Raw genomic sequence first — 22,378 nt, forward strand, 5'->3', positions numbered from 1 at the left:
CGCATGAAGATTGCAGTGCTGCCCGGCGACGGCATCGGTCCGGAAATCGTCAACGAAGCGGTCAAGGTGCTGAACGCCCTCGACGAGAAGTTCGAGCTCGAGCACGCGCCGGTGGGCGGCGCCGGCTACGAGGCGAGCGGTCATCCGCTGCCCGACGCGACGCTGAAGCTGGCGAAGGACGCCGACGCGATCCTGTTCGGCGCGGTCGGCGACTGGAAGTACGACTCGCTCGAGCGCGCGCTGCGCCCCGAGCAGGCGATCCTCGGGCTGCGCAAGCACCTCGAGCTGTTCGCGAACTTCCGCCCGGCGATCTGCTATCCGCAGCTCGTCGATGCGTCGCCGCTGAAGCCGGAGCTGGTCGCGGGCCTCGACATCCTGATCGTGCGCGAGCTGAACGGCGACATCTACTTCGGCCAGCCGCGCGGCGTGCGCGCCGCACCGGACGGCCCGTTCGCCGGCGCGCGCGAAGGTTTCGACACGATGCGCTACTCGGAACCCGAAGTGCGCCGCATTGCACACGTCGCGTTCCAGGCCGCGCAAAAGCGCGCGAAGAAGCTGCTGTCGGTCGACAAGTCGAACGTGCTCGAAACGTCGCAATTCTGGCGCGACGTGATGATCGACGTGTCTAAGGAATACGCGGACGTCGAGTTGTCGCACATGTACGTCGACAACGCGGCGATGCAGCTCGCGAAGGCGCCGAAGCAGTTCGACGTGATCGTGACGGGCAACATGTTCGGCGACATCCTGTCGGATGAAGCGTCGATGCTGACGGGCTCGATCGGCATGCTGCCGTCGGCCTCGCTCGACAAGAACAACAAGGGCCTGTACGAGCCGTCGCACGGCTCGGCGCCGGACATCGCCGGCAAGGGCATCGCGAACCCGCTGGCGACGATCCTGTCGGCCGCGATGTTGCTGCGCTATTCGCTGAATCGCGCGGAGCAGGCCGACCGGATCGAGCGCGCGGTGAAAACGGTGCTCGAACAAGGTTATCGCACCGGCGACATCGCGACGCCGGGCTGCCAGCAGGTCGGCACCTCGGCGATGGGCGATGCGGTGGTGGCGGCGCTGTAAGCCGCGTTGCACGCATATGGCCGGCCGGTACGGCGGCCGGGATGAAAAACACGTGAATCGGCCGCGAAATCGGCCGGTCCACGCACGGTTGGCCGTTGTGCGGGCAACCGGCTTTGTGTAGACTCGAACGATGGCGCTGATTTCCCTGATCTCCCCGGTCTTGAAATCCCACGGCAACATTGCCCGTGCGGATGCGCGCGCCATCGTCATCACGAAAACCATTACCACGAAAACGATCATTAAACGCTGATCGTCCGTCGTGCCCGCCTGTTTCCCCGCGCGGTCACGCCGGGGGCGGAAATGGCGGGGAAGCTCCATTCAAAGGGTTAGTCATGAACGTAGGTCTCGTAGGTTGGCGCGGCATGGTCGGCAGCGTGCTGATGCAACGCATGCAGGAAGAAGGCGATTTCGACCTGATCGAACCGGTGTTTTTCAGCACCAGCAACACGGGCGGCAAAGCGCCGTCGTTCGCGAAAAACGAGACCACGCTCAAGGACGCGACCAACGTCGAGGAACTGAAGAAGTGCGACGTGATCATCACGTGCCAGGGCGGTGACTACACGAACGAAGTGTTCCCGAAGCTGCGCGCGGCCGGCTGGAACGGCTACTGGATCGACGCGGCGTCGTCGCTGCGGATGAACGACGATGCGGTCATCATCCTCGATCCGGTGAACCTCGACGTGATCAAGGACGCGCTCGTCAAGGGCACGAAGAACTTCGTTGGCGGCAACTGCACGGTCAGCCTGATGTTGATGGCGCTCGGCGGCCTGTTCCGCGAGAACCTCGTCGACTGGATGACGGCCATGACGTACCAGGCCGCGTCGGGCGCGGGCGCGCAGAACATGCGCGAACTGCTGTCGCAGATGGGCGCGCTGCACGGCTCGGTCGAGCAGCAACTGGCCGATCCGGCTTCGGCGATCCTCGACATCGACCGCCGCGTGCTCGCGACGATGAACAGCGACGCTATGCCGACGAGCCAGTTCGGCGTGCCGCTCGCCGGCTCGCTGATTCCGTGGATCGACAAGGATCTCGGCAACGGGATGTCGAAGGAAGAGTGGAAGGGCGGCGCGGAAACCAACAAGATCCTCGGCAAGCCGGCGATGGGCCAGCCGGGCTCGATCCCGGTCGACGGGCTGTGCGTGCGCATCGGCGCGATGCGCTGCCACTCGCAGGCGCTGACGATCAAGCTGAAGAAGGACGTGCCGCTCGACGAGATCAACGGCATCCTCGCGTCGGCGAACGACTGGGTGAAGGTCGTCCCGAACGAGCGTGAAGCGTCGATGCGCGATCTGTCGCCGGCGAAGATCACCGGGACGCTGACGGTGCCGGTCGGCCGCCTGCGCAAGCTGGCGATGGGCGGCGAGTACCTGTCGGCATTCACGGTCGGCGACCAGCTGCTGTGGGGCGCGGCCGAGCCGCTGCGCCGCATGCTGCGCATCCTGCTCGACAAGTAAGCATCGGGCCGCGCACGCGCGCCGCCGGCGCGCGAGGCGAGACGCCTGCCAGCCCGTTCGCGGGCGGCAGGCGTTTTTGTTGATGTCCGGCGCTGGATGCGCTCATGAGCAGGCTGGGGCCGCGCCGCCGATACCGCGGCTTCGCGGCCGGCGCGGAAGTGGGCGTGGATGTCGATGCGGTGCGCGTTGCGCGCATCGCGTCGATGGCGGCCGCGTTCGTTCCCGCCAGAACGCCGCCGGCGACATTCAGGCCGACGAATGGCGCGTGCTCGATCATGCGCGCCGCGCGCGATCCCGCGATCCATTGGCGAATCGGTCGGTCGGCCGTATCGGCCGGCGACGAATTCGGCCGGAATCGGATCGCGTGAAGTAAACTATGCGGTTACGACGCGCAGAGCCGCCGAAAGCGTCGCGTTCCGCGCGACGCTTTTGCATTTCTGCGGCGAGTTTATAGACGCTTCCCTACGCGAATCCGAGCCGCGCCCGCGCGCGGCGATAGAGCCCACGATGTCCCGAAATTCCCTGTTTCCGCGTCAGTCCCGCCTGTCGCGCGCCGTGTGCGGCGCACTGGCGGTCCTGGCGCTCGGCGCGGCCGCTTCGGCCGGTGCGGCCAGCCCCGGCGAACTGCCGGCGTCGACCGCCGGCGGCGCCGTTCCGCTCACCGTGACGGTCCAGCCGGGCCAGTCGCTGAACGATCTGGCGAAGGCCGCCACGCAGTCGCATGACCCGGGCGTGCTCGCGCGTGCCGGTCGTGCGCTGTTCGACGCGAATCCGCAGGCGTTCATGAAGCGCGACCCGAGTCGGCTGAAAGTCGGTGCGACGCTGACCGTGCCGGCGCTGGACGCCACCGGCGCCGCGCTCGTGCCGGCCGGTGCAGGCGCGGCATCGGGCGCATCGGCCGGGTCCGCGGCAGGTGGGGGCTCCGCCACGGTGGCGGGTGCGCAGCACGGCGCGTCGGCTGCCCATCCCGGCTCGGCCGCCGTGGCCGCGCCGACGGCATCGGCCGTGTCGAGCGCCCCGATCGCACCCGCGGCGCCGGCCGCTCCCACGAGCAGCGCGAACGCCCCGGCCGCCAACGGTGCATCGAGTTCGGCCGGCGCATCGGCGACGCACGGTGCATCGTCGGCCGCAACCGCTCAACCGGCGGCGCCGGTCGGCGGCGCCAGCGGGCCGCACGTCTGGAACGGCGCGATTCAGTCCGCACCGTCGTCCGCGAGCGAGGCTGCGGCGCAGCCGGCCGCAGGCGGTGCGGCTCAGCACGCACAGCAGCCGCCCGCAGCGGCGGCGGCTGCGAGTGCGTCGCAGCCGCGGCCGTCCAGCCTTCAGCAATTGCTCGCGCTGAAGAATCGCGTGCTGATGGAGTTGCAGAAGCACGGCATCGGCAAGCCGGCGCCGTCCGGCAACGTTGCGCCTGCGCCGGCCGCTGTGCGTCCGGTTCAGGGCGATGTCGCGGCACCCGGTGCTGCGTCGTCGGCGGTCGCGGGCGACGCGGCGTCCGGTGCGGCTTCCGGTGCCGCCGCCAGCGCAGTGGCGCCGGCGTCGGCCACCGTGCCGCCGGCCGTGACGAGCGTTGCGCCGCCGCCGTCGCCTCGCGCGACCGGTCAGATGGACTGGCGTCCGGCCGCAGCAGCCGGCGCGGCCGTTGTCGTCCTCATTGCGGGTTTTGCATGGCGCAAGCGCAGGAAAGCGCGCGCCGCGGACGCCGCTGCGGCGTCGTCCGCCGACGTGCCTCCGGCGCAATCCCGTGATACGGCACCCGTCGACATCGACATCGACACCGACCTCGGCGCATCGTCGCGTGCCGTCGAGCCCGTGCCGCCGACGCTGCCCGCCACACCGTTTTCCCGCGATGCGGCGACCGACGTGAGCCTCGTGACGGCCGCCGCGGTCGCGGCAGAGACGGCCGACGTGCGGGAGGCCGACGTCGCGCCGCCGCCGGAAGAGGCGTCGACGCACGACGATCACGCCGAAGCCGAAGCGCCGGCCGCGCCCGCAGCAGCGCACGCCGCAGCAGCGCTCCCGCCCGACGTGCCTGCTGCTGCGCCCGCCGCTGCAGACGCGCCGGCTGAAACGGCGCCCGCGGCTCCTACACCGACCGACACGCAGCACGAGGCGCTGATGCAGAACGCGATCAACGCGTTGAATAGCCTCGACATGCCGTTGCCGCCGCGCATCGCCGACGAGCACGCCGTGCCGCAAGCGTCGGAAGCCCAAACCGAAAGCGAGCAATCAGCAACTAACGGTCAAGCCGCGCCGCGCCCGCCGCTGGGCGCGACCGAAGCGTCGGATGAACGATCCGTCGAGCACGACGACGAGTTCGATTGGGACCCGGATGCGACCACGCCTGCCGAGCAGGCGGGAGGCGCGTCCACGGTGCCCACGCCGTCATCGCTGCCGCCGCTCGGCGCCCGGTTCGGTGCATTGAAGCTCGATTTCGATCTCGATCTGCCGTCCGCCCCCGATGCCGAGCTGCCCGCACTGACGCCGGAGGAGCTTGCGCGCATTGCCCGCAACAAGCTGGATCTGGCGTTGGAATACGTGGAGCTTGGCGACCTGTCGGGCGCGCGCACGCTGCTGCAGGAGGTGGTCGACGCAAACGACGCCGCCACGCGCGACGATGCGCGCGCACTGCTCGCGAAACTGGCGGCCGACGCGTGATGCGGATCGCGCTCGGGGTTCAGTACGACGGCGCCGCGTTCTGCGGCTGGCAGGCGCAGCCGCACGGCAAGACCGTGCAGGATGCGCTCGAGCGCGCGCTCGGCGAATTCGCGTGCGTGCCATTGCACACGACGGTCGCGGGACGGACCGACACGGGCGTGCACGGGCTCGGTCAGGTCGTCCACTTCGACACGGCGCTCGACCGCGCGGAATTCTCGTGGGTGCGCGGCACCAACGCGTTCCTGCCGCCGACCGTGTCCGTGCAGTGGGCGAAGGCGATGCCCGACACGTTCCACGCGCGCTTCTCGGCGTTCGAGCGCACCTACTACTACGCGCTGTACGTGCATCCGGTGCGCTCGCCGATGCTGGCCGGCCGGGCCGGCTGGATCCACACGCCGCTCGACGACGACGCGATGCGCGCCGCCGCCGCGCACCTGATCGGCGAGCACGACTTCTCGTCGTTCCGTTCGTCGGAATGCCAGTCGAAGACGCCGGTCAAACACCTGTATCAGATCGACGTGCGACGTGCGGGGCACTTCATCCATTTCCGCTTCCGCGCGAACGCGTTCCTGCACCACATGGTGCGCAACCTGATGGGCTGCCTCGTCGCGGTCGGGCGCGGCCGCTACCCGGCCGACTGGCTCGCCGACGTGCTCGCGGGCCGCGATCGCAATCTCGCCGCGCCGACGTTCATGGCGGACGGGCTGTACCTCGCCCACGTCGGCTATCCGGCGGAATTCGCCGTCCCGCCCGCGCAGCTCGGCAGCGTGCCGTGGAGCAGCGTCTGGGCCGATCTGGACCCTCAACCATGACGGAGCTGGCCGTGTTTCCTTCGACTTCCGCGTCCGGCGTCGCGCCGCGCACGCGCATCAAGCTTTGCGGGCTGTCGCGCGTCGACGACGTGCTGCACGCCGCCGTGCTCGGCGCCGACGCGATCGGCCTCGTGTTCTACCCGAGCAGCCCGCGCGCGGTGTCGATCGCGCAGGCGGCCGAGCTGGCGCGCGCCGCGCCGCCGTTCGTATCGGTGGTGGGGCTGTTCGTCAACGCGACCGAGGCCGAAATCGATGCGGTGGTGCGCGACGTGCCGCTGACGATGCTGCAGTTCCACGGCGACGAGACGCCGCAGCAGTGCGAGGCCCTCGGCCGCGCGGCGCGGCTGCCGTGGTTGCGCGCGGTGCGCGTCGGCCCCTCGACGCAGCCGGCCGATTTGGTAGAATCGGATCTTCATTATTCGAAAGCGCGCGGCCTCCTGTTCGACACCCTGGTGCCGGACTACGGCGGTAGCGGCAAGGTCTTCGATTGGTCACTTATTCCCGCAGAGCTCGCGCATCGGGCCGTTTTGAGTGGTGGCTTGAACGAGCAAAACGTCGGTGATGCGATCCGCCGGTTGCGTCCGTTTGCTGTCGATGTCTCGAGCGGCATCGAAGTGGCGGGCGCAAAGGGCGTGAAGGATCACGCCCGGATGGCGGCGTTCGTACGCGCGGTGCGCGACGCGGACGCCGGGTGATGCAAGCCGGTGCGGCCCCACAGTGCGGCGCACCGACCGATCGAGAGTGACACCATGTACAACCTCCCTGATGATCACGGCCACTTCGGCCCGTATGGCGGCGTATTCGTCGCCGAAACGCTGATTCACGCGCTGGACGAACTGCGCGCGGCGTACGAAAAATTCCGCAATGACCCCGAATTTGTCGCCGAGTATGAGCGCGAGCTCAAGTACTTCGTCGGCCGGCCGTCGCCGATCTATCACGCGCAGCGCTGGAGCGAGATGCTCGGCGGCGCGCAGATCTACCTGAAGCGCGAAGACCTGAACCACACCGGCGCGCACAAGATCAACAACGTGATCGGCCAGGCGCTGCTCGCGAAGCGCATGGGCAAGAAGCGCGTGATCGCCGAGACGGGCGCCGGCCAGCACGGCGTCGCGACCGCGACGATCTGCGCGCGCTTCGGGATGGAGTGCGTCGTCTACATGGGCGCGGAAGACGTGCGCCGCCAGGCCGCCAACGTCTACCGGATGAAGCTGCTCGGCGCGACGGTCGTGCCGGTCGAATCGGGTTCGCGCACGCTGAAGGACGCGCTCAACGAGGCGATGCGCGACTGGGTCACGAACATCGAAAGCACGTTCTACATCATCGGCACGGTCGCGGGCCCGCATCCGTATCCGGCGATGGTGCGCGACTTCCAGCGCGTGATCGGCGACGAGTGCCGCGTGCAGATGCCGGAGCTGGCCGGCCGTCAACCGGACGCGGTGATCGCGTGCGTGGGCGGCGGCTCGAACGCGATGGGCATCTTCTATCCGTACATCGACGACACGTCGGTGCAGCTGATCGGCGTCGAAGCGGCCGGCGAGGGCCTCGCGTCGGGCCATCACGCGGCATCGCTGATCGCCGGCAGCCCCGGCGTGCTGCACGGCAACCGCACGTACCTGCTGCAGGACGAGAACGGCCAGATCATCGAGACGCATTCGGTGTCGGCCGGCCTCGACTATCCGGGCGTCGGCCCCGAGCACGCATGGCTGAAGGACAGCGGCCGCGCGCAGTACGTGGCGATCACCGACGACGAAGCGCTGAAGGCGTTCCACGACTGCTGCCGGATCGAAGGGATCATTCCGGCGCTGGAGTCGAGCCATGCGCTTGCATATGCCGTGAAGCTCGCGCCGACGTTGCCGAAGGACAAGATCCTGCTCGTCAACCTATCGGGCCGCGGCGACAAGGACATGCACACCGTCGCCGAGCGAACGGGCATCGCGCTCTGACCGCCCGATGCGTGACCTGATCGAACAACCGGGCGGCGGCGCCGCGAGCGAAGCGGAGGCCGCGCAGCCGGCCGCCGCCGCGCCGCGCGCGCTGCCGCTCGGGATCGAGCTGTACAACCGCGATTTCATGACCGAAGCCGCGCGCCTGCCGGATGCGTCGATCGACCTGATCGTCGCTGATCCGCCGTACGGGCTCGGCAAGGACTACGGCAACGACTCGGACAAGCGTTCGGGCGACGCGTTTCTCGCGTGGACGCGCGAGTGGCTCGAGCTCGCGATTCCGAAGCTCAAGCCGAGCGGGTCGATGTACATCTTCTGCACGTGGCAGTACGCGCCGGAAATCTTCAGCTTCCTGAAGACGAAGCTCACGATGGTCAACGAGATCATCTGGGATCGGCGCGTGCCGAGCATGGGCGGCACGACGCGCCGTTTCACGTCGGTGCACGACAACATCGGCTTTTTCGCGGTTTCGAAAGCGTATTACTTCGATCTCGATCCGGTCCGCATCCCTTACGACGCCGACACGAAGAAGGCCCGCTCGCGCAAGCTGTTCGAAGGCAGCAAGTGGCTGGAGATGGGCTACAACCCGAAGGACGTCTGGTCGGTCTCGCGCCTGCATCGGCAGCACGCGGAGCGCGTCGATCATCCGACCCAGAAGCCGCTGGAAATCATCGAGCGGATGGTGCTCGCAAGCTGCCCGCCGGGCGGCCGCGTGCTCGATCCGTTCATGGGCAGCGGCACGACCGCGGTGGCCTGCGCGCGGCAGGGGCGCGACTTCGTCGGCTACGAGATCAACGAAAGTTATTGCGCGATCGCGCATGAGCGCGTGAACGCGCTCGCCGCGCAGGCGTGCGCGTGAGCCGCGCCGCCGCCGTGCCGATCGCTCGCTTTGCATGGGATCGGAGTTGAGCGCTGAAGCGCCCGCTCCGGTCGACACAAGGAAAATTGCCATGTCCAACCGTATCCAGCAGACCTTCGCGGCGCTCGCCGAACAAGGCCGCAAGGGCCTGATCCCGTTCATCACGGCCGGCGATCCCGATCCCGCGAAGACCGTCGAGTTCATGCACGCGCTCGCCGCGGGCGGCGCCGACGTGATCGAGCTCGGCGTGCCGTTCTCGGACCCGATGGCCGACGGCCCGGTGATCCAGCGCTCGTCGGAGCGCGCGCTCGCGCGCGGCGTCACGCTCAAGACCGTGCTCGCCGACGTGAAGCGCTTTCGCGAGACCGACCAGAAAACCCCCGTCGTGCTCATGGGTTATGCGAACCCGATCGAGCGGATGGGTGTCGACGCGTTCGCGACCGAAGCCCACGCGGCCGGCGTCGACGGCGTGCTCGTGGTCGACTATCCGCCCGAGGAAGCCGGCGTGTTCGCCGAGAAAATGCGCGCCGCGCAGATCGATCCGATCTTCCTGCTCGCGCCGACGTCGACCGACGAACGCATCGCGGACGTGGGCAAGATCGCGAGCGGCTACGTGTACTACGTGTCGCTGAAGGGCGTGACCGGCGCCGGAAATCTGGATGTTTCGAGCATTGCGGGTAAAATCCCGGCCATCAAGTCGCGCGTGCCGGTACCGGTGGGCGTCGGCTTCGGCATCCGCGACGCCGAAACGGCGCGCGCGGTGGCCGAAGTGTCGGACGCCGTCGTGATCGGCAGCCGTCTGGTGCAATTGCTCGAAAGCGCCGCACCGGAAGGCGCCGCCGCCGCGCTGAAGTCGTTCATCGCCGAGCTGCGCGCCGCGCTGGACGGCGCCGGCAAGACGGCGCGATAAACACAACACAGGAAGCGGGAACGGCCGCAAGGCCCGCCCCGCCACGGAACAGGAAACCATACGATGAGCTGGCTCGACAAACTGTTGCCGCCGAAGATCAAGCAGACCGACCCGAAAAGCCGCAAGGGCATTCCGGAAGGGCTGTGGGTCAAATGCCCGTCCTGCGAGGCCGTGCTGTACCGCAACGACGTGGACGCGAACCTCCACGTGTGCCCGAAGTGCGATCACCACATGCGCATCGGCGCGCGCGAGCGTCTCGACGCGCTGCTCGATCCGGAAGGCCGCTATGAGATCGGCCAGGAAATCGTGCCGGTCGACTCGCTGAAGTTCAAGGACAGCCGCAAGTACCCCGATCGTCTGAAGGAAGCGATGGACGACACGGGCGAGACCGATGCGATGGTGGTGATGGGCGGCGCGATCCACACGCTGCCGGTGGTCGCGGCCTGCTTCGAATTCTCGTTCATGGGCGGCTCGATGGGCTCGGTCGTCGGCGAGCGCTTCACGCGCGGCGCGCAGAACGCGCTCGAGCAGCAGGTGCCGTTCATCTGCTTCACGGCATCGGGCGGCGCGCGCATGCAGGAAAGCCTGCTGTCGCTGATGCAGATGGCCAAGACCACCGCGATGCTGACGAAGCTGGCCGAAGCCAAGCTGCCGTTCATCTCGGTGCTGACCGATCCGACGATGGGCGGCGTGTCCGCGAGCTTCGCGTTCCTCGGCGACGTCGTGATCGCCGAGCCGAAGGCGCTGATCGGCTTCGCCGGCCCGCGCGTGATCGAGCAGACGGTGCGCGAGAAGCTGCCGGAAGGCTTCCAGCGTGCGGAATTCCTGCTGAAGACGGGCGCGATCGACATGATCGTCGACCGCCGCAAGCTGCGCGACGAGATCGCGCAATTGCTCGCGCTGTTGCAGCGGCAGCCGGCCGACGCGCTGGCCTGATTGGCGCGACGTTGTGAACTGCGCGCGTCGCCCGGCTGATCCGCCGGGCGGCGCGCTTCGTTTTTTGGCGTAGTGGCCGTACCGATTCAGATTTGATCCGATGAGCACTTTCCCCACCCTCGACGCTTGGCTTTCGCATCTCGAGCGCGCGCACCCGGTCGGCATCGACATGGGTCTGACCCGCATCGCGCAGGTCAAGGCCGCGCTGCAGCTCGAATTCGCGTGCCCGGTCATCACGGTCGGCGGCACGAACGGCAAGGGCTCGACCTGCGCGTTCCTCGAGGCGATCCTGGTTCACGCGGGCTACAAGGTCGGCTGCCACACGTCGCCGCACCTGCTCGAATTCGCCGAGCGCGCGCGCGTGAACGGGCAGCAGGTCGCCGACGCCGAACTGCTGCCGCATTTCGAAGCGGTCGAAGCCGCCCGCGCGTCGCTGCCCGAGCCGGTCTCGCTCACGTACTTCGAGTTTACGACGCTCGCGATCCTGCATCTGTTCGCATCGCGCGGGCTCGACGCGGTGATCCTCGAAGTCGGCCTCGGCGGCCGCCTCGATGCGGTGAACGTGATCGACACCGATTGCGCGGTCGTCACCAGCATCGACATCGACCACACCGAATACCTCGGCGACACGCGCGAAAAGATCGCGTTCGAGAAGGCGGGCATCTTCCGCGCGGGCAAGCCGGCGATCTGCGGCGACCCGGCGGCGCCGCATACGCTCGTCGACCACGCCGCTGCGATCGGCGCGGACCTCTGGCTGGTCGGCCGCGATTTCCGCTACGAGGCGCAGCCGGGCGCGGAGCGCCAGCAATGGAGCTACCTCGGCCGCGACAAGCGCTACCCGGCGCTGGCCTATCCGGCGCTGCGCGGCGCGAATCAGCTGATCAACGCGTCGGCCGCGCTCGCCGCGCTCGAAGCGCTGCGCCCGGTGCTGCCGGTGTCGGCGCAGGACATCCGCCTCGGGCTCGCGAACGTCGAGCTGCCCGGCCGCTTCCAGGTGCTGCCCGGCAAGCCGGCGATCGTGCTCGACGTCGCGCACAACCCGCACGCGGCCGCGGTGCTCGAGCAGAACCTCGGCAACATGGGCTTCTTCCCGTACACGTACGCGGTGTTCGGCGCGATGCACGACAAGGACATCGACGGCGTGCTGCGGCACCTGAAGGGCGAGATCGACCACTGGTGTGTCACCGATCTGCCGCTGCCGCGCGCAGCGAGCGCGGAGCAGCTCGAAGCGGCGCTGCGCCATGCCGGCGTGCAGGACGGCCCCGATTCGAGCGTCACGCGGTTCGCGTCGCCGGCCGATGCGTTTCGCGATGCACTAAAAAGAGCATCCGAGAATGATAGAATCGTGGTTTTCGGCAGTTTCCATACGGTGGCCGGTGTGATGGCCTACCGGAAATCGCAGCAACACTGACTGTCGGGCAGTTTCGGACTCAGCCATTCATGGGAATTTTCTCGTTCGGCAAGAAAGACGACGACGCGCCCCCGCGGCGCGGCGGTCGTACCGGGGCCTCCCGGAACGTGCGCACCGAGCGCGCGGAGCGCGTCGAGCGACGTACGCGCCGCACCGAGCGGCCGGAATCGGACGCGCTGCTCCTCGATCCGACCCTTCCTGAAAAGCAACGCGCGCGCCGGCGCCTCGTCGGCGCGATCGCGCTCGTCGTCGCCGCGGTGATCGTGCTGCCGATGGTCCTCGACTCGCATCCGAAGCCGGTGACGGACGACATCGCGATCGACATTCCGAATCGCCCCGCACATCAAGCGGTCGCGCCGCGCGACGACGACGCGGCCGACGTGCAGGCGGGCGTCGCGCACGACGAGCCGCCGGCATCCGATGCGGCGGTCGCCGCCGCTGCGCAAGACACGAAGGACGCGAAGGACGCGGCCAAGCCGGCTGCCAAACCCGATACCACGACGGCCACGGCCAGCGTGACGCCGCCGAAAGCCGCCGCAAAGCCGGCCGCCAAACCGGCCGCGAAGCCCGCTGCGCCCGCGCCGAAGCCGGCGCCCGCAGCAGTGGCGGCAGCCAATACCGACGTCGCGGCCGACGCCGGCGACGCCTCTTCGCCTGCCTCGCCGGCCGGCGCACGCTTCGCGGTGCAGCTCGGGTCGTTCAAGGACGACGCAACGGCGCGTTCGTGGGCGACGAAGTTGAAATCGGCGGGCGTGCCCGCATATGTCGAGCATCGCAAGCAGGCGGACGGCAGCACGGCTACACTGCTGCGTGCCGGCCCGTTCGCGGATCGCGCGGCGGCGTCCGCCGCGATCGCGAAAGTGCGCGAAGCCGGGCTCACGCAGTAACGTGCGATGCTGACTGCTTTCGACTACGCTGTATTGGCGGTGATCGCGTTGTCTGCGCTGCGTGGCGCATGGCGCGGTTTCGTCTCGGAGATTTTCGGGCTGATCGGCTGGATCGCGGCGGTCGTGATCGCGGCCCGCTATGTCGGACTCGTGGAGCCGTACATACCGGCGAACTGGCCGGGCGGCGCTCTGACACAGTGGGTGCTGGCGTTCGCGTTGATCGTGATCGGCGTCGTGTTCGTCGCCGGCGTCGCGAATGCGCTGTTGTCGCGCATCGCGCAGGTGACGGGCCTCGGCGGTGTCGATCGCTCGCTGGGCATGATGTTCGGCCTCGTGCGCGGCTGCGTGCTGGTGGTGCTGCTGGTCGCGGCGGCCGGGCTGACCGAGTTGCCCAAACAGGATTTCTGGCGCAATGCGCTATTGCGTCCTTTCGCCGAGCAGGGCGTGCACGAGCTGAAGCAGCTCCTGCCCGACGGCATGGCCCAGTACGTACGCGTGTGACGACGCGGCCGGGCAGGACGTAACCGATTTTGTCATCTTGAAGGACATGCCATGTGCGGCATCGTAGGTGTTATTTCCCAATCCCCTGTCAACCAGCTGATCTATGACAGCTTGCTGTTGCTGCAGCATCGCGGTCAGGACGCAGCGGGCATCGCGACGGCGGACGGCAGCAATTTCCACATGTACAAGGCGAACGGCATGGTGCGCGACGTGTTCCGCACGCGCAACATGCGCAGCCTGCCCGGCACCTTCGGCATCGGCCAGGTCCGCTATCCGACGGCCGGTTCGGCGTCGAGCGAAGCCGAGGCACAGCCGTTCTACGTGAACGCGCCGTTCGGGATCATCCTCGCGCACAACGGCAACCTGACGAACTGGCAACAGCTGAAGGACGAGATGTTCCGGATCGACCGCCGGCACATCAACACCAATTCCGACAGCGAAGTGTTGCTGAACGTGTTCGCGCACGAGCTGCAACTGTCGACCACCGGCCTGGAGCTCGATCCGGCCTCGCTGTTCAAGGCAGTCGCGGGCGTGCACCGCCGTCTGCAGGGCTCGTACGCGATCGTGTCGCTGATCGCCGGCTACGGCCTCGTCGCGTTCCGCGATCCGTTCGGCATCCGCCCGCTCTGCATCGGCAAGCTCGAAACCGAACACGGCACCGAATGGATGGTCGCGTCGGAGTCGGTGGCCGTCGAAGGCATCGGCTTCGAATTCGTGCGCGACGTGGAGCCGGGCGAAGCGATCTTCATCGACAAGGCCGGCAACTTCCACAGCCAGCAGTGCGCTGAAAATCCGACGCTCAACCCGTGCATGTTCGAATACGTGTACCTCGCGCGTCCGGATTCGTGCCTCGACGGCGTGCCCGTCTACAACGTGCGCCTGCGCATGGGCGATTACCTCGCCGAGAAGATCCGCCGCGAGCTGCCGAACGTGCCGATCGACGTCGTGATGCCGATCCCCGATTCGTCGCGTCCGGCGGCGATGCAGGTCGCGGCGAAGCTGGGCGTCGAGTATCGCGAAGGCTTCTTCAAGAACCGCTACGTCGGCCGCACGTTCATCATGCCGGGCCAGGCCGTGCGCAAGAAGTCGGTGCGCCAGAAGCTCAACGCGATGAGCATCGAGTTCAAGGACAAGCACGTGCTGATCGTCGACGATTCGATCGTGCGCGGCACGACCTCGCACGAGATCGTGCAGATGGCGCGCGATGCGGGCGCGAAGTCGGTGATCTTCGCGTCGGCCGCGCCGCCCGTGAAGTTCCCGAACGTGTACGGCATCGACATGCCGACGCGCGGCGAGCTGGTCGCTCACGGCCGCACCGATGAGGAGGTCGCGAAGATCATCGGCGCCGACCACCTGATCTATCAGGACGTCGACGACCTGCGCCGCGCGGTGCGCGACATCAACCCGAAGCTGGAAGGCTTCGAGGCGTCGTGCTTCGACGGCAACTACATCACCGGCGCCGTGACGCCCGAGTACCTCGACGCGATCGAGCGCGCGCGCCTCGCACCGGCATCGCAGGCCGATCGCGACACCGCGAGCGACACCGCGCGTTCGCAGATGAACCTGCAACTGTCGGTGGAGTGACGCCGGCGCACGCTTGCGACGAAGCGTGATAGGATGGCGCCTTGCGTCGATTTGATTCAGCTTGCGGACGCGGGGCGATCTCCCAAAACAGCTAAAGCGAAGGCCGGCGGCAGCCGGCCCGAGTCGACCGCTGTCGTACCGCACCGAAGCCCGCTGATGCCGACGCATAGCGGGCTTTTTGTTTTGGCCTGATTTGTGGCTGGGCGCGCGCGATGCGCGGCCCTCGAATACGGAAAACGGAACATGGACGACTCCCTCAACTTCGACACGCTCGCCGTGCGCGCGGGCACGCAGCGCAGCGAATACAACGAGCACTCGGAAGCGCTGTTCCTCACGTCGAGCTTCTGCTTCAAGAGCGCAGCCGACGCAGCGGAGCGCTTCGCGAATTCGGAAGACTATTTCACCTATTCGCGCTTCACGAACCCGACGGTCTCCATGTTCCAGGATCGTCTCGCGGCGCTCGAAGGCGGCGAGGCGTGCATCGCGACGGCATCCGGGATGGCCGCGATCATGTCGGTCGTGATGTCGGCGCTGCAGGCGGGCGATCACCTCGTCAGCTCGCGCAGCCTGTTCGGTTCGACGCTCGGGATGTTCTCGCAGATCTTCAGCAAGTTCGGCATCACGACGACCTTCGTCGATCCGACTGACCTGAACGCATGGCGCGAAGCGGTGCGGCCCGAGACGAAGATGTTCTTCCTCGAAACGCCGTCGAACCCGCTGACCGAGCTCGCCGACATCGAAGCGATCGGCAAGATCGCGAAGGCCGCGAACGCGCTGTTCGTCGTCGACAACTGTTTCTGCAGCCCGGTGTTGCAGCAGCCGCTGAAACTCGGCGCCGACGTCGTGATGCACTCGGCGACCAAGTTCCTCGACGGCCAGGGCCGCGTGCTCGGCGGCGCGCTGGTCGGCTCGAAGGAATTCATCATGGGCAAGGTGTTCCCGTTCGTGCGCAGCGCGGGCCCGACGTTGTCGGCGTTCAACGCATGGGTGCTGCTGAAGGGGATGGAAACGCTGTCGCTGCGCGTCGAGAAGCAGTCGGCGAATGCGCTCGAAATCGCGCGCTGGCTCGACGCGCATCCGGCCGTGGCGCGCGTGTTCTATCCGGGGCTCGAATCGCATCCGCAGTACGAGCTCGCGAAGCGGCAACAGAAGGCGGGCGGTGCGATCGTCTCGTTCGAGCTGAAGGGCGACACGCCCGAGCAGCAGCGCGCGAACGCATGGCGTGTGATCGACGGCACGCAGCTGATCTCGATCACGGGCAACCTCGGCGATACGCGCACGACGATCACGCATCCGGCGACGACCACGCACGCGCGCGTCACGCCGGAAGCGCGCGCAGCCGCCGGGATCACCGAAGGGCTGATCCGCCTCGCGGTCGGCCTCGAGTACGCGGGCGATCTGCGCAACGATCTCGCGCGCGGCCTCGGCGGCTGAGCGCGACAGCGCGGCGTTCTGCGCCGGTCATGCAACGGGCCGCTCGACATCGAGCGGTCCGTTTTTTTGCCTGCCGTGTTTCTGCCGGCGACGCACGCGCACGCACGCGCCGCGCGAATCAGCCGGCGTGCGCGGCCTGCCGCGGCGCGTCGCGCACCGCGTCCATCATCCAGCGCAGCGTGTCGTCGAGCGGCGTCACCGGCAATTCGCCAACCGCGCGCCGCAGCTTGTCGCGCGAGCCGCTCAGGCGCTTCACTTCGTTGTGCCGCACGAAGCGCGGATCGATCGTCACGTCGATCACGTAGCCGGCGATGCGCGACAGCATCGCGAGCACTTCCTTCAGCGAATACGCGCGCTCCGAGCACACGTTGAACGTCTCGCCGGCCGGCGCGGCTTCGAGCAGCTTCAGATATGCGGCCGTCACGTCGCGCACGTCGGAAAAATCGCGGCTCACGTCGAGATTGCCCAGAGAGATGCGCGGCGCGCGGCTCGCATAGTGCGACACGAGCTTCGGCAGCAGGTAGGCATCGTCCTGGCCCACGCCCGTGTAGTTGAACGGCCGTGCGATCACGATCGGCAGGCGATCGGCCCACAGCTTCGCCGCGTATTCCATCGCGAGCTTGCTGACCGCATAGTCGTTCGCCGGTGCGGGCGCGACCGTTTCGTCGATCACGCCGGCCGTCGAGTTGCCGTAGATGTTCGCGCTGCTCGCGAGCAGCACCGCCGACGGACGGCGGTCGAGCCCCGCGAGCGCGGCCAGCAGGTTGCGCGTGCCGACGATGTTGACCGCGTAGGTCTGCGACGGCTCGTCGCGTGCGACGTGCGCGCGGGCCGCGAGGTGCACGACGGTATCGGGGCGCGCATCGGCGACCGCCGCGCGCATCGCGTCGGCGTCGAGCAGATCGACCGGCAGCAGCGTGCAATGCGCGAAGGCAGGATCGTCCGGGCGCGCCGTGCCGGGCGCGACCGTGCCCCACACGTCGTAGCCGGCCGCGGCGAGGCGCTGCGCCATGTAGCGGCCGGTGAAGCCGGTCACACCCGTGACGAACGCACGGCGCGACGAGCGGCCGGCCTCAGTACGTGTCATGTTGACGATTCCGCGTCAGGTCCGCCTCGACCATCATCTGGCAGAGTTGCTCCAGCGTCGTCTGCGGCGCCCAGCCGAGCTTGGACTTCGCCTTGTCCGCGCTGCCGATCAGCAGATCGACCTCGGCGGGGCGGTAGAACTTCGGATTCACTTCGACCAGCACGTTGCCGTTCGATGCGTCGAGCCCGCGCTCCTTCTCGCCCTTGCCGGTCCATTCGATCTGGTAGCCGGCCGCCGCGAACGCCATCTGCACGAAGTCGCGCACGGTCTCGGTGCGGTTGGTCGCGAGCACGTAGGTGTCGGGCTCGTCGACCTGCAGCATCCGCCACATCCCTTCGACGTATTCGAGCGCAAAGCCCCAGTCGCGTTTCGCGTCGAGGTTGCCGAGCTCGAGCTTGTTCGCGTGGCCGAGCGTGATCTTCGCGACGGTGTCGGTGATCTTGCGCGTGACGAACTCGCGGCCGCGCAGCGGCGATTCGTGATTGAACAGGATGCCGCTGCAGCCGAACAGCCCGTACGACTCGCGATAGTTGACCGTCATCCAGTGCGCGTACAGCTTCGCGACGCCGTACGGGCTGCGCGGGTAAAACGCGGTCGTTTCCGTCTGCGGAATCGCCTGCACCTTGCCGAACATCTCGGACGTCGACGCCTGATAGAAGCGCGTTTTCGGGCTCACCACGCGGATCGCCTCGAGCAGGTTCAGCGGGCCGATGCCGGTCACCTCGGCGGTCGTCGCGGGCTGATCGAACGACACGCCGACGAAGCTCTGCGCGGCCAGGTTGTACAGCTCGTCCGGCTGCGTGCGTTCGAGCAGCCGCAGGCTCGAGCCGGCATCGGTCAGATCGTGTTCGACGAGCGTCAGGTTCGGATGCGTGGCGACGCCCAGTTCCGCGATGCGCCAGAAGTTCACCGAGCTCGTGCGACGGTAGGTGCCCGTTACTTCGTAGCCCTTGTCGAGCAGCAGCTTGGCCAGATAGGCGCCGTCCTGCCCGGTGATCCCCGTGATGATGGCCTTCTTGCGAGTTTGGCTCATGGCAATGTCCTGGTCGAAACGATGGATTGAGAAAGTCAGGCGGTCGTGCGCGCGGCGGCCGGCAATGCGCTGCGAGCGGGGCCGCGGGTCAGGCGTCGCTCGAAGCCGTACCAGCTCAGCGTCGCGTAGGCGAGCGTGATCGCGAGCGCGAGCGCGGCCGTGACGAAGCGGTTCAGGTGCAGCGGCCACAGCGCGTACAGCACGCTCAGGTGGATCAGGTAGACCGTGTAGCTGACGGTGCCGACGTAGACGAGCAACGGGTTCGTCAGCACGCGCTGCACGATGCCGCGGCCGCGCAGTGCGATCACGACGATCGACGTGCAGAGCAGCAGCGAGATGCTGTAGAGCGCGGCGTTCGACAGCGGCGTGTTGGCCGCGCGAAAGCGCGGGAACGACAGGTGCAGCCAGCCGAGGATCGCCAGCGCGACGAGCGCGCCGACGATCGCGAGCGGATAGAACGGCTCGAGCGCGCGACGGTCGCGGCGCAGCAGGATGGCGAGCAGCGCGCCGGCGGCGAGCAGGTCCATCCGGAACGGCGTCAGGTAGTAGATCGGCCAGAACGAATCGAACCACGGCGTCGCGATCGCGCGCAGCACGGGCGCCGCGACGACGAGCGCGGCGGCCACCCACAGCAGCGCGCGCTCCGAACACCACAGCACGATGAACGGCCAGAAGATGTAGAACTGCTCCTCGACGGCGAGCGACCACAGCACGTTCAGGCTGTCGTGGCCGATGCTGCCGAGCGACAGCCCGATGTTGGTCGAGAAGAACGCGAACCAGGGCCAGTGCGGCAGCCAGCTCGCGCCGAACAGCAGCGTCGACACGACCAGCAGCAACACGTACGGCGGCAGGATGCGCCGCACGCGGCGTGCGTAGAAGTGGCCGAAATACGACTGCCCGCGCGCCTTGCGCTCCAGCAGGATGCCGGTGATCAGCAGCCCGCTCAACACGAAGAACAGATCGACCCCCATCCATAGCGGCGCCTTCAGCGCGTGCTGCAGGAACACGGCGCCGACCGCGATCGCGCGCAGCCCGTCGAGCTGCACGATGCGGCCGTGTTGCGGCGGCGCGCCAGCGGCCTGATGCGACAGGTTCGTCATCGCGCCGCTCCTTCGCGACGCGCGGCCAATGCGCCGCCGTGCCGCGCATTCGATGCGTGAACGTAATCCATGCGTTTAAATGAAATATCGAATCGAAATCGATTCTAGGGAAAAGAAATCGGCAAAAAAACGCAGCTCATTTATTCGCCTGGAAAGATTCGAATTGCGCGCAATTCGTGCGCTGCATGAAAGGTTTGCAGTCCGTGAGCCCCATGTGGCGGGCCGATGCGGCATTTTCTACGGGACGCCGAACCAACACGCGGTCGTTATTGCCGCATTCCCGCCATTTCTTTGCTGCGCGTCGCGAGATATTTCATACGGAAACATCCCCAAATATTTCCAAATTTCTTGTGATTATTTTTGCTTGTAACCTGCATCGCGACGTTTGAAACCCATTTAGTGACAGGGCGTTTGCACGGGCCTTTTTGCCGCGCCGCCGGTCGCTTTTGCATCGAGTCTGGAGAGCGCATTGCGACGTGTGATTCTGGTTGGCATGGCCGTATGCGCGGCGCTCGCGGCGAGCGCCGCCCCGGCCGAAAACGTGTTGCCCGCGACCACGTCGTGGATCGGCAATACGTTCGGCTATGGCGACGGCAGCTGGACGCAGATCGATATCCGCGCGATCGCGGTCACGCCCGACGGCAAGGTGTATACGAACGCGCCGTGGGACGAGAGCGGCGCTGAAGCGAGCGTCTATCAGGACGGCAAGATGCTCGGCTTCGCCGGCGGCACGCACGGCTGGGGCAACCTCGGCGGCAGCGCGGTCGCGGTCAACGGCAAGTACGCGTACGTCGCGATCGGCGTCGGCAACGAGCGCGGCCATCTGCAGTCGCCCGGCATCTGGCCGGACAAGGGCAAGCAGTGGTTCGGCATTTCACGGCGCACGCTCGGCGACATGAAACAGCCCGCGCCGTTTCGCGCGGCGCCGCAGGTCGCGCCCGGCGGGCGCGCCGATGCAGGCCGCGCACGGATGGCCGCGAGCTTCATGGTGATGAACGAGGTGGCGGCGCCGGCGCGCTCGGAGGTGGGCGAGTCGAAGGCCGAAGTGGGCGGCCTCGCCGCGGACGACAAGACGCTGTTCGCGACGAACCCGACGCACGACGAAGTCGACGTGTACGACGCCGACACGATGCAGAAGAAGGCCACCTGGAGCGCGCACGAGCCGGGCCGCATCGCGCTGGCCGGCGACGGCACGCTGTGGCTGCTGACCGACACGCTCACCGGCCCCGCGCGGCTCGCGCACGTGCGCGCCGACGGCCGCAAGCTCGACGACGCGCCCGCGCTGCCCGAAGGCACCGCGGCGGTGGACGTGGCGGTCGATGCGAAAGGGCGCGTGCTGATCGCGGACAACGGCCCGCGCCAGCAGGTGCTGATTTTTTCGAAGGGCGGCCACGGCTATGCGCCGTCCGGCACGCTCGGCGAGCGCGGCGGCATCTTTGCCGGCCCGGTGCCGGGGCGGCCGGGGCCGCAGCGCTTCAACGGCTTGACCGGTGTCGGCGTCGATCGCGCCGGCAACGTGTACGTGTCGATGAACGGCATCGGGCCGCGCCACGACACGATCGGCGCCGGGCTCGGCGCGGTGCTCGAAAGCTACACGCCCGACGGCAAGCTGCGCTGGCAGGTGCAGGGGCTGCTGTTCGTCGACGGCGCGTGGCTCGATCCCGCGCGGCCGAACAGCGTGTACACGGGCAACAAGCGCTTCGAGCTCGACCTGTCGAAGCCGCCGGGGCAGGACTGGAAATACGTCGGGTTCCTGTCCAACCGCTTCAAGTATCCGGACGACCCGGTGTTCCACACGGACCAGTATCCGGGCATGCCGTTCGCGCGCCGCCTCGACGGTCGCACGTTCCTGTACCTGACCGACATGTACGCCGATCACCTGAAGATCTACCGCTTCGACGCCAAGCGCGACGGCGAGGTCGCGATTCCGTCGGGGCTGATCGCGGGCCGCGCGCGGCCGGTCGACAAGGTGCCGAACAAGCCGCCGGGCGGCGACTGGATCTGGCGCGATGCGAACGGCAACGGCCGGCTCGACGCCGACGAATTCACGATCAACACGACCGGCAAGGCGAAGGCGGGCGGCTGGGGCTGGTGGGTCGACACGAAGGGCGACATCTGGCGCACGAGCGACGTGCGCGGCATCCATCGCTTCGCTTACGGCGGCGTCGACAAGGCCGGCAACCCGATCTATTCGTACGACAAGGTCACGACCTATCCGATGCCGCAGCCGTTCACGCAGCTGCGCCGCGCGCTCTACGAGCCGCAGACCGACACGCTGTACGTGACCGGCTATACCGCGGACGCGCCGCCGCAACCGGGCATCAACAAGGAGGTCGGCCGCGTGCTGGTGCGCTTCGACAAATGGTCGAGCGGCTCGCCGGTGCTGCGCTACCAGGTCGCGTTGCCGTGGCAGCTCGACGCGAAGCCGATCTTCGATCTGATCGGGATCACCGTCGAGGGCCGCTACCTCTTCACGGTCGAGCCGGTCGGGAAGATCCACGTGTACGACAAGGAAACCGGCAAGGAAGTGGGCGTGATGAGCCCCGGTGCGGAGGTCGGCCGCGCGTCGGGCTGGGTCGACGTGCCGTTCGGCATCAGCGCGTTCCGGCGCGAGAACGGCGAATACCTGGTGTTCGTCGAGGAAGACGCGCGCGGCAAGGTGCTGATGTACCGCTGGAAACCGTAACGGCCGATAGGC

General features: G+C 67.7%; 20 protein-coding genes. 17 read left to right on the plus strand and 3 right to left on the minus strand.

The genetic code is table 11. The annotated features are described in order from the left end of the window. Window positions 1–3: 3 nt before the first annotated feature. The 15 genes from leuB (at window position 4) to MBR110_RS16685 (ending at window position 16,460) form a co-directional block, all read left to right on the plus strand. Window positions 4–1,071: a 3-isopropylmalate dehydrogenase gene (gene leuB / locus MBR110_RS16615; RefSeq protein ID WP_014725192.1), complete on the plus strand. Its 1,068-nt coding sequence runs from the start codon at window positions 4–6 to the stop codon at window positions 1,069–1,071. Window positions 1,072–1,201: 130 nt separating this feature from the next. After that, window positions 1,202–1,321: a hypothetical protein gene (locus tag MBR110_RS32140; protein ID WP_014725191.1), complete on the plus strand. Its 120-nt coding sequence runs from the start codon at window positions 1,202–1,204 to the stop codon at window positions 1,319–1,321. Between the two features lie 82 nt (window positions 1,322–1,403). Continuing rightward, window positions 1,404–2,525, plus strand: coding sequence for an aspartate-semialdehyde dehydrogenase (gene asd, locus MBR110_RS16625; protein ID WP_034195019.1), 1,122 nt, complete (start codon window positions 1,404–1,406; stop codon window positions 2,523–2,525). A 507-nt stretch (window positions 2,526–3,032) separates the two neighbouring features. After that, a complete protein-coding gene (locus MBR110_RS16630) occupies window positions 3,033–5,183 on the plus strand; it encodes a FimV/HubP family polar landmark protein (protein ID WP_181709423.1) in 2,151 nt (716 codons plus the stop codon). Then, window positions 5,183–5,995, plus strand: a complete 813-nt coding sequence (gene truA, locus MBR110_RS16635; protein WP_034195022.1) for a tRNA pseudouridine(38-40) synthase TruA — start codon at window positions 5,183–5,185, stop codon at window positions 5,993–5,995. Before MBR110_RS16630 ends, truA begins: the two co-directional genes overlap by 1 nt. Beyond that, window positions 5,992–6,690, plus strand: a complete 699-nt coding sequence (locus tag MBR110_RS16640) for a phosphoribosylanthranilate isomerase (protein WP_181709424.1) — start codon at window positions 5,992–5,994, stop codon at window positions 6,688–6,690. Before truA ends, MBR110_RS16640 begins: the two co-directional genes overlap by 4 nt. A gap of 54 nt (window positions 6,691–6,744) precedes the next feature. Beyond that, on the plus strand, window positions 6,745–7,938 hold the full coding sequence (gene trpB, locus MBR110_RS16645; RefSeq protein WP_011881761.1) for a tryptophan synthase subunit beta: 1,194 nt from the start codon (window positions 6,745–6,747) through the stop codon (window positions 7,936–7,938). A 7-nt stretch (window positions 7,939–7,945) separates the two neighbouring features. Beyond that, window positions 7,946–8,797: a DNA-methyltransferase gene (locus MBR110_RS16650; RefSeq protein WP_046424982.1), complete on the plus strand. Its 852-nt coding sequence runs from the start codon at window positions 7,946–7,948 to the stop codon at window positions 8,795–8,797. A gap of 91 nt (window positions 8,798–8,888) precedes the next feature. Beyond that, on the plus strand, window positions 8,889–9,707 hold the full coding sequence (gene trpA / locus MBR110_RS16655; protein WP_011881763.1) for a tryptophan synthase subunit alpha: 819 nt from the start codon (window positions 8,889–8,891) through the stop codon (window positions 9,705–9,707). A 63-nt stretch (window positions 9,708–9,770) separates the two neighbouring features. Continuing rightward, the gene (gene accD, locus MBR110_RS16660) at window positions 9,771–10,643 is read left to right on the plus strand and encodes an acetyl-CoA carboxylase, carboxyltransferase subunit beta (protein WP_011881764.1); all 873 of its coding nucleotides are present in this window, start codon (window positions 9,771–9,773) and stop codon (window positions 10,641–10,643) included. Between the two features lie 100 nt (window positions 10,644–10,743). Continuing rightward, a complete protein-coding gene (gene folC, locus MBR110_RS16665; protein ID WP_011881765.1) occupies window positions 10,744–12,054 on the plus strand; it encodes a bifunctional tetrahydrofolate synthase/dihydrofolate synthase in 1,311 nt (436 codons plus the stop codon). Between the two features lie 29 nt (window positions 12,055–12,083). Next, window positions 12,084–12,941: an SPOR domain-containing protein gene (locus MBR110_RS16670; protein ID WP_034195024.1), complete on the plus strand. Its 858-nt coding sequence runs from the start codon at window positions 12,084–12,086 to the stop codon at window positions 12,939–12,941. A 6-nt stretch (window positions 12,942–12,947) separates the two neighbouring features. After that, window positions 12,948–13,442 carry a CvpA family protein gene (locus MBR110_RS16675; RefSeq protein ID WP_011881767.1) on the plus strand — a complete coding sequence of 165 codons (495 nt, stop codon included), beginning with the start codon at window positions 12,948–12,950 and terminating at the stop codon, window positions 13,440–13,442. Between the two features lie 51 nt (window positions 13,443–13,493). After that, window positions 13,494–15,026 carry an amidophosphoribosyltransferase gene (purF, locus tag MBR110_RS16680; protein ID WP_011881768.1) on the plus strand — a complete coding sequence of 511 codons (1,533 nt, stop codon included), beginning with the start codon at window positions 13,494–13,496 and terminating at the stop codon, window positions 15,024–15,026. A gap of 243 nt (window positions 15,027–15,269) precedes the next feature. Beyond that, window positions 15,270–16,460, plus strand: coding sequence for an O-succinylhomoserine sulfhydrylase (locus MBR110_RS16685; protein ID WP_011881769.1), 1,191 nt, complete (start codon window positions 15,270–15,272; stop codon window positions 16,458–16,460). Between the two features lie 118 nt (window positions 16,461–16,578). Here MBR110_RS16685 and MBR110_RS16690 read toward each other — a convergent pair whose 3' ends face one another. Genes MBR110_RS16690 through MBR110_RS16700 form a run of 3 tightly spaced genes read right to left on the minus strand, consistent with a single transcriptional unit; the run spans window position 16,579 to window position 19,680 of the window. Next, window positions 16,579–17,547, minus strand: a complete 969-nt coding sequence (locus MBR110_RS16690; RefSeq protein WP_181709425.1) for an NAD-dependent epimerase/dehydratase family protein — start codon at window positions 17,545–17,547, stop codon at window positions 16,579–16,581. Next, the gene (gene gmd / locus MBR110_RS16695) at window positions 17,534–18,580 is read right to left on the minus strand and encodes a GDP-mannose 4,6-dehydratase (protein WP_011881771.1); all 1,047 of its coding nucleotides are present in this window, start codon (window positions 18,578–18,580) and stop codon (window positions 17,534–17,536) included. The genes MBR110_RS16690 and gmd overlap by 14 nt, the downstream gene beginning before the upstream one ends. A gap of 35 nt (window positions 18,581–18,615) precedes the next feature. Then, window positions 18,616–19,680 (minus strand): acyltransferase family protein, encoded by a 1,065-nt coding sequence (locus MBR110_RS16700; RefSeq protein ID WP_011881772.1) that lies wholly within the window; start codon window positions 19,678–19,680, stop codon window positions 18,616–18,618. 79 nt (window positions 19,681–19,759) lie between these two features. Between MBR110_RS16700 and MBR110_RS16705 the strand changes: the two genes are divergently transcribed. Both MBR110_RS16705 and MBR110_RS16710 read left to right on the plus strand, forming a co-directional pair. Beyond that, window positions 19,760–20,050, plus strand: a complete 291-nt coding sequence (locus tag MBR110_RS16705; protein WP_155630318.1) for a hypothetical protein — start codon at window positions 19,760–19,762, stop codon at window positions 20,048–20,050. Window positions 20,051–20,173: 123 nt separating this feature from the next. After that, window positions 20,174–22,366, plus strand: a complete 2,193-nt coding sequence (locus MBR110_RS16710; protein WP_014725182.1) for a hypothetical protein — start codon at window positions 20,174–20,176, stop codon at window positions 22,364–22,366. The last annotated feature ends 12 nt before the right edge of the window (window positions 22,367–22,378 follow it).

This window comes from Burkholderia sp. MBR-1, from assembly GCF_013822785.1.
Taxonomy (GTDB): Bacteria; Pseudomonadota; Gammaproteobacteria; order Burkholderiales; family Burkholderiaceae; genus Burkholderia; species Burkholderia vietnamiensis.

Coding starts and splice junctions, on each gene's coding strand:
- leuB (WP_014725192.1), top strand. CDS start 4: ATGAAGATTGCAGTGCTGCCCGGCGACGGCATCGGTCCGGAAATCGTC.
- truA (WP_034195022.1), top strand. CDS start 5,183: ATGCGGATCGCGCTCGGGGTTCAGTACGACGGCGCCGCGTTCTGCGGC.
- MBR110_RS16650 (WP_046424982.1), top strand. CDS start 7,946: ATGCGTGACCTGATCGAACAACCGGGCGGCGGCGCCGCGAGCGAAGCG.
- accD (WP_011881764.1), top strand. CDS start 9,771: ATGAGCTGGCTCGACAAACTGTTGCCGCCGAAGATCAAGCAGACCGAC.
- MBR110_RS16690 (WP_181709425.1), bottom strand. CDS start 17,547: ATGACACGTACTGAGGCCGGCCGCTCGTCGCGCCGTGCGTTCGTCACG.
- MBR110_RS16670 (WP_034195024.1), top strand. CDS start 12,084: ATGGGAATTTTCTCGTTCGGCAAGAAAGACGACGACGCGCCCCCGCGG.
- asd (WP_034195019.1), top strand. CDS start 1,404: ATGAACGTAGGTCTCGTAGGTTGGCGCGGCATGGTCGGCAGCGTGCTG.
- MBR110_RS16705 (WP_155630318.1), top strand. CDS start 19,760: ATGAAATATCGAATCGAAATCGATTCTAGGGAAAAGAAATCGGCAAAA.
- MBR110_RS16685 (WP_011881769.1), top strand. CDS start 15,270: ATGGACGACTCCCTCAACTTCGACACGCTCGCCGTGCGCGCGGGCACG.
- MBR110_RS16630 (WP_181709423.1), top strand. CDS start 3,033: ATGTCCCGAAATTCCCTGTTTCCGCGTCAGTCCCGCCTGTCGCGCGCC.
- MBR110_RS16675 (WP_011881767.1), top strand. CDS start 12,948: ATGCTGACTGCTTTCGACTACGCTGTATTGGCGGTGATCGCGTTGTCT.
- MBR110_RS32140 (WP_014725191.1), top strand. CDS start 1,202: ATGGCGCTGATTTCCCTGATCTCCCCGGTCTTGAAATCCCACGGCAAC.
- purF (WP_011881768.1), top strand. CDS start 13,494: ATGTGCGGCATCGTAGGTGTTATTTCCCAATCCCCTGTCAACCAGCTG.
- gmd (WP_011881771.1), bottom strand. CDS start 18,580: ATGAGCCAAACTCGCAAGAAGGCCATCATCACGGGGATCACCGGGCAG.
- MBR110_RS16710 (WP_014725182.1), top strand. CDS start 20,174: ATGGCCGTATGCGCGGCGCTCGCGGCGAGCGCCGCCCCGGCCGAAAAC.
- folC (WP_011881765.1), top strand. CDS start 10,744: ATGAGCACTTTCCCCACCCTCGACGCTTGGCTTTCGCATCTCGAGCGC.
- trpB (WP_011881761.1), top strand. CDS start 6,745: ATGTACAACCTCCCTGATGATCACGGCCACTTCGGCCCGTATGGCGGC.
- MBR110_RS16700 (WP_011881772.1), bottom strand. CDS start 19,680: ATGACGAACCTGTCGCATCAGGCCGCTGGCGCGCCGCCGCAACACGGC.
- trpA (WP_011881763.1), top strand. CDS start 8,889: ATGTCCAACCGTATCCAGCAGACCTTCGCGGCGCTCGCCGAACAAGGC.
- MBR110_RS16640 (WP_181709424.1), top strand. CDS start 5,992: ATGACGGAGCTGGCCGTGTTTCCTTCGACTTCCGCGTCCGGCGTCGCG.